The following is a 5,914-nucleotide window of genomic DNA, read 5'->3' on the forward strand; positions in this document are numbered from 1 at the left end:
GGCAGCGGCAGCCCCGTCACACCCCGGCTTCAAAAAGTCCTTGGCTTTACCGCCGGACCAACAAAAAACGACACCACACAGAAAACCACCTTCCCCTATGTTCAAACCCCCTGGAGAGGGTTTACGGGTGCCCAGTACGTTGGTTCCGGTGCCTGTACGCCGCCGACTTTCCTCAATGACAGGACCATTGTGCTCGATGCCTCCTGCGGCAGTAACGACGGCAACATCTCCCTTATTCCGAAAACGGGAACGGCGCCGTTTCTGTACTCAATCGATGGCGGCACGACGTATGTAAGCGGACCCAATGCCGGCTATACTTTTATGAGTCTTGCGCCGGGAACCTACAAGCTTCGCCTAAAAGACGGCAACGGCTGCGAGTCGAAGGTGGTAGAAAAAGTGGTTCACTCTGTATTTTATGGCACGCCATTCCTCAATGACAGGACCATTGTGCTCGATGCCTCCTGCGGCAGTAACGACGGCGCTATCTCGATCATTCCGACAAATGGCACGGCACCCTTTCAATACTCCATTGACGGCGGCGCCACCTATGTAAGCGGACCGGCCAGCGGCTACACGTTCCAAAACCTGAAAGCCGGTACGTACCAGTTGCGCCTGAAGGATTCAAGGAGTTGTGAGTCGTATGTAGTTGTGCGTGATGTCCGGCCGGACGCCTATGGCCCCTGCGCAGTCAACAGTTCTCCGTTGACCGCCCGCCCGCATATACAGGCTGTCAGCGCAGATCGTGATGTGTTGATTCAAGCCTATCCAAACCCGAGCCGCGGCAAGTTCCGGTTGCACTTGAAAAATGTCACATCACCAACGGCACAAATCTCAATTCTTGACGACAAAGGTCGCCTGTTGCAAAACAAACTGGTCAATACACGGGAAGGCAATGCATTCGATTTTGATCTTTCCAAAAAAGCAAAAGGCGTCTACCTGATTCGTGTGGTGAGTGACAAAGGCGTGCAGCTTTCAAAAATTGTCATCCTGTGATTCACGGCGACTGGAAAAGCGTTGCGTTGCGGTACTGCTTTTCCAATCGCTGCAAACCTTTTCCCAACAGGACTCGCCGCTTCGCAGAGCGAGTCCTGTTTTCAAACTTCTTCAAAATGACACCGACAACGCCTATCATACTGAAACGCTTTGTTTTTTTATTGCTCTCCGTTTCCCTGCTGGCTTGCGAAACGCCTGTGGTAAAAAGCAGCGCAGCAACAAACACGACACAGGACGAGCTCCGAATCCCCGACCTTCTGCCCCGTAAAGGCGAGCTTGCGAAAGCCATGGAATGGCAGAAAACGCAACAAAAAGTCGCGGAGCTAAAAATGCGGGTGGCTTCACACCCGAACGAAGTGAAACCGCGTCTGCAATTGGCAACCATTTACATTGCAGAAGCCCGCATCACCGGAGAACACCCCTACTATTACCCGGCTATCCATAAAATCCTGGACGGCGTTCTGCTGATTGACCCAAAAAGCTTTGAAGCCACAGTCTTCAAGGCATCGGTCGATCTTTCGCAGCACCAGTTTGCAGCGGCCAGGGAAATGGGCGAAAAAGCAAAAACCATCAACCCGTCCAACGCTTACGTGTACGGCATCCTGGTCGATGCCAATGTGGAACTGGGGCAGTATCAGGAGGCCATTGCCGCCTCTGATAAAATGCAGGCACTGAAACCCTCGTTAGAAGCCTATTCAAGGGCCTCTTACCTGCGTGAAATCTTTGGTGACTACAAAGGTGCCATCGAAGCGATGAAACTGGCCGTTGAAGCGGGCTTGCCTGGATCTGAGCCCCAATGCTGGAGTCGCAACATCCTGGGAGAATTATACCTGAAGACGGGCGACCTGACAAAAGCGGAAGAACAATTTGACGCCAACCTGGCGCTCCGCCCCAGCTATGCCTTCGCCATGGCAGGACTGGCGAAAATTGAGCACCAGCGAAAGAACGATGCCCGGGCCCTGCAATTGCTCGATTCTGCGGCGGCCATTCTTCCGGAGTTTTCGTTTCATGAACTGATGGGGGATATTTATGCGGAACGTGGTGAACAGCAAAAGGCTTTAACCAAATATGCTGAGGTGAAAACGATGCTCGACCAGGATGCGGCTTCTGGTCACCGGGTGTCGCTGGAAATGGCAAAACTTTCCGTCAAAGAGAACCAACTGGATTCAGCGGAGAAGTATGCCATGGAAGAATACAAAATCCGTCCGGCAAACATTGACGTAAACAAAGAGTTGGCCTGGATCTACTTTTTGAAGCACGATATGACCAGGGCAAAAGATGCGCTGCGGGTGGCCCGCAGTACTAACAGCAAAGACCCGGAACTCTTACGAAGGGCGGCCGCTATTGAAAAAAAGCAAGGCTGGAATTCTTACATGCGAATACGAGGGTGAGGTTTCAACCCACGCATCGACGGAGAGAAAACGAAAAAGATGTGTACACTTCTTTTGCCTCAATCTTATAATAGCCGGGCAAGGAATTGAACACCAACTTTAGTGCTGCCCCCTGTCCAACTCGACACCAATGGCAAAATCGAGAGCTCCGACCTACGATCTGTCGTAGGTGTTCTTCTGGAATGATTACTGAAACAAAAGAATTCTTGAAAACGAAACCTGATTATATTTAAAAGAGTTCTCAAAACGTGCCAAAACGACGCAGAACGCGGGTAGTTCACCCTGGCGTCACATTTTTCTTTTTTGCAAGTGTATTTCACTGACAGACAACCGTTTACCGGAAATGGTTCAAGGCCCTCAGGATCCACGTAAGTAGTTTCAAAATCAGTCAATCCCTTCTAGTGCAAAATTCTAAGTACTCTCCACAGTAATTATTGTTTGGTACTCCGGAATTTAGAAATTTAGTCCATAAAAGAAAAGATTTTCATCGTCAGTCTACAATTCCAATGCAAATTGGTTCCTTTTACGGCTCTCTAAATTTTACACTAGGTCAACAGCTGAATTTAGCAACCATTTCGCTACGCAAAGACTTATTTAACTATTTCGTTTAAATACCAATGGTAGCGACCTTCAGTGAACAAAAAATACATTCCTGTTTAAAACAGAACATTTATATTTGGTTTTGCCACAAACGCCTCCGGCTGTTTTGAGAAAGATTGCTGCGATATTGCTACTTTGCCTATATACTTTCAACGTGGTTGGCTACCATGTTGTGTTTCGTCTGCTGGAAAAAAAAGCAGAACAAAACCTGCAAGCCTCTCTTGATGGTGATGCTTACAGCGAAGCGGAACTGATTACCCTCAACATGCCGCTCCATCTTCCGTATGTCGGCGACAGTCCCTCGTTTGAGAGAGTGGACGGAGAAATCACCAAAGATGGCAGGATTTATCATTTTGTAAAACGAGCTATTCGAAATGGATCTTTGGTCCTGCAATGTCTGCCTAACCAGCAAAAGATGCAGCTTGAAAGTGTAAAAAGCGAATTCTCCAAACAGGCAGCCGGCGATCAGGGCCCCATTCCTTCGAAAAAGAGCGGAGATATGAAGGATGACCTCGTAAAAAATTTTCGGGCAAAATATCTTCAGGCCTCGCGGATTGCAAAAAGCAGTCTGCCTATCTTGAAAACAACAGCACCGTTCCGCATTAATCACTCTTCTCTCGAAAAGCAACCAAGGCATTGCCCGGAACAACCTCCCGAATTGAGTTAACAATCCGTTTTTACATCCGACTTCTGCAGGCTTAACCGCCTGCGCAACCATTTTGTTAACTCAATACATCTTTCATGAAAAAGATTTTCTTTTTTTGCCTGCTTACTATTCAACTCACTGCCTGTCATCATAAAAATGATTACCAGGCGGTCTTCAAAGACCCGCAACTTTATACCAACACCGTGCATGAGCTCAACGGTGTGGTAATGGGCAATAATTTCAGTCCCATTGTTGCTTCCAGAAATTACACCTATGCCAACATTGCAGCGTACGAAGTCATTGCGGCGGGCCATCCGGATCAGTTCACTTCTTTAGCCGGTCAGCTCAAAGGCCTTACTTCTGTACCCAAGCTACGGAAAGGCGAGCAAATTAATTTTGAGTTCGCGTCACTGCTTGCATTTTGCACTCTCGGTGAAACGGTGACCTTTCCCAAAGGAAGTATGGATAAATACATCGACAGCCTGAAAAGCCTGGCCAAAGACCATGGAATGCCTGCAGAAGAATACCGGCAATCGGTCGCTTTTGCCGACACACTTTCCAAGGCAATTGTTGCCTGGGCGGGACAGGACCAGTATCTACAAACACGCGGCATGCCGGAGTATGCCGTCGACATGGACGATCCTTCCCGTTGGATTCCCACTCCACCTGCCTATGCGCAGGCGATGGAACCCCACTGGGACATGATGCGCTGCCTGGTGATGGACAGCTGCCGGCAGTTTATCCCACCCAAGCCTTATAAATTTGACATGACAAACAAGAACAGCGACTATTACAAGCAGGTCATGCTGATTAAAAATGCCGTGGACAGCCTCACACCCGAACAAAAGCACATTGCCGATTTCTGGGACGACAATCCCTTTAAACTGAATGTGGTGGGTCACGTGATGTACGGCACCAAGAAGTTCTCTCCACCCGGTCACTGGCAGAGCATCGTGGGCATTGCGGCCAAAAAAGCCGGCGCTGACTTCCCCACCACCGTCTATGCTTATGCAAAGACCTCCATTGCCATGTATGACGCTTTTATCCAGTGCTGGGAAGCGAAGTACCGCTACAACACCGTAAGACCGGAAACGGTCATCAACAAATTTGTGAACCAGGACTGGCATCCCTACCTGCAAACACCGCCATTTCCGGAATATACCTGTGGGCACTCTACCTGTTCGTCCGCCGCAGCCGAAGCGCTTACCAGCGTTTTTGGGGACAACTTCGCCTACACCGATACCACAGAGTTGGAATTCGGCATCAAGAGCCGCTCGTATGCTTCCTTCCGGGCAGCGGCCGAGGAAAACAACTGGGCCCGTTTCTACGGTGGCATTCACTTTCACCAGTCCTGTATTGTCAGTACCGAATATGGTAGAAAAGTGGGTGACCTGGTAATAAAAAAACTGCGCATGAAGAAAGAGGAACCCGGCATGGCGGCGCAATTCTAAAATATTGTTTTCATGTAATGAGCTTCCAGCCAACACGTATGATTTATGAAAAAGAAACTTCTTCTGGGCTTCATGCTTTCCCTTTTGTGTGTGCAACTGGTAAGGCCCACCATGAATACAGGCATGGCCGACACGAAAGTGGACATCACGCATTATGTGCAGGTCCCCGATACTATCCTGAACATTCTAAAACGCTGCTGTTATGATTGCCACTCAAATAACACGGTATATCCTTGGTATAGTCATGTAAACCCCATTGGCTTTTGGTTGAACAAGCATGTCGAAGAAGGAAAGGCGGTGTTTAACTTTTCTGATTTTTCCGGCTATTCAAAACCGCAAATCATGGCCCTTTTGCAGCGGATTGGAAAAGCAACAGCCGATAAAACAGTCCCTTTGAAAAGTTATCTGCTGATACACAAGGATGCAGCGCCAACAGAAAAGGAAATTCAGGCCATCCTTCGGTGGACGGCTATCGAAAGACAGCGGCTAACCGCACCGTGAAGAAATTTTACAAAACCAAAAAGGTTGGGTGACAATGACTTTCATTCAGTGTCACCCAACCTTTTGTTTTTCAGGCGAACTGCTTCTTCGTTTACAGTTTTACGGATAATCCCATATAGAGACTTCTGCCGACAGCAGGGATAATGCCCGGGCCGGGATACTCGTCGGTTCTTCGGGTGAAGTAGGCTTTGCCGGCCAGGTTGTTGACGCCGGCTTTGAGTTGATAGTTGCCTGTTTTGTACGTGGCACTAACATCCAGGACGCTGTACGCCGGGATGTAGCCTGCTACCGGGTCGCTACTGGTGCGGGCATTGGTGGCATCGCCAAAGGCA

The 5,914-nt window shown here is 49.0% G+C and carries 6 protein-coding genes; 5 read left to right on the forward strand and 1 reads right to left on the reverse strand.

All coding sequences use genetic code 11. The features are described from left to right. The 5 genes from D6024_RS25930 to D6024_RS25950 all read left to right on the forward strand — a co-directional run. Window positions 1-993 (forward strand): T9SS type A sorting domain-containing protein (locus tag D6024_RS25930; protein WP_121357733.1); only part of this gene is annotated, 993 nt, incomplete at its 5' end. Window positions 994-1,109: 116 nt separating this feature from the next. Next, window positions 1,110-2,384 (forward strand): tetratricopeptide repeat protein, encoded by a 1,275-nt coding sequence (locus D6024_RS25935; RefSeq protein WP_162945048.1) that lies wholly within the window; start codon window positions 1,110-1,112, stop codon window positions 2,382-2,384. A gap of 706 nt (window positions 2,385-3,090) precedes the next feature. Continuing rightward, complete coding sequence (locus D6024_RS25940; protein WP_162945049.1) at window positions 3,091-3,651, forward strand: hypothetical protein; 561 nt, start codon at window positions 3,091-3,093, stop codon at window positions 3,649-3,651. Between the two features lie 74 nt (window positions 3,652-3,725). Beyond that, complete coding sequence (locus tag D6024_RS25945; protein ID WP_121357736.1) at window positions 3,726-5,081, forward strand: vanadium-dependent haloperoxidase; 1,356 nt, start codon at window positions 3,726-3,728, stop codon at window positions 5,079-5,081. Between the two features lie 45 nt (window positions 5,082-5,126). Further along, window positions 5,127-5,582, forward strand: coding sequence for a heme-binding domain-containing protein (locus D6024_RS25950; protein WP_121357737.1), 456 nt, complete (start codon window positions 5,127-5,129; stop codon window positions 5,580-5,582). 91 nt (window positions 5,583-5,673) lie between these two features. Here D6024_RS25950 and D6024_RS25955 read toward each other — a convergent pair. Continuing rightward, window positions 5,674-5,914 (reverse strand): TonB-dependent receptor (locus tag D6024_RS25955; protein ID WP_121357738.1); only part of this gene is annotated, 241 nt, incomplete at its 5' end.

It is taken from the genome of Flavisolibacter nicotianae, assembly GCF_003628535.1.
In the GTDB taxonomy this organism is placed as follows: Bacteria; Bacteroidota; Bacteroidia; order Chitinophagales; family Chitinophagaceae; genus Flavisolibacter; species Flavisolibacter nicotianae.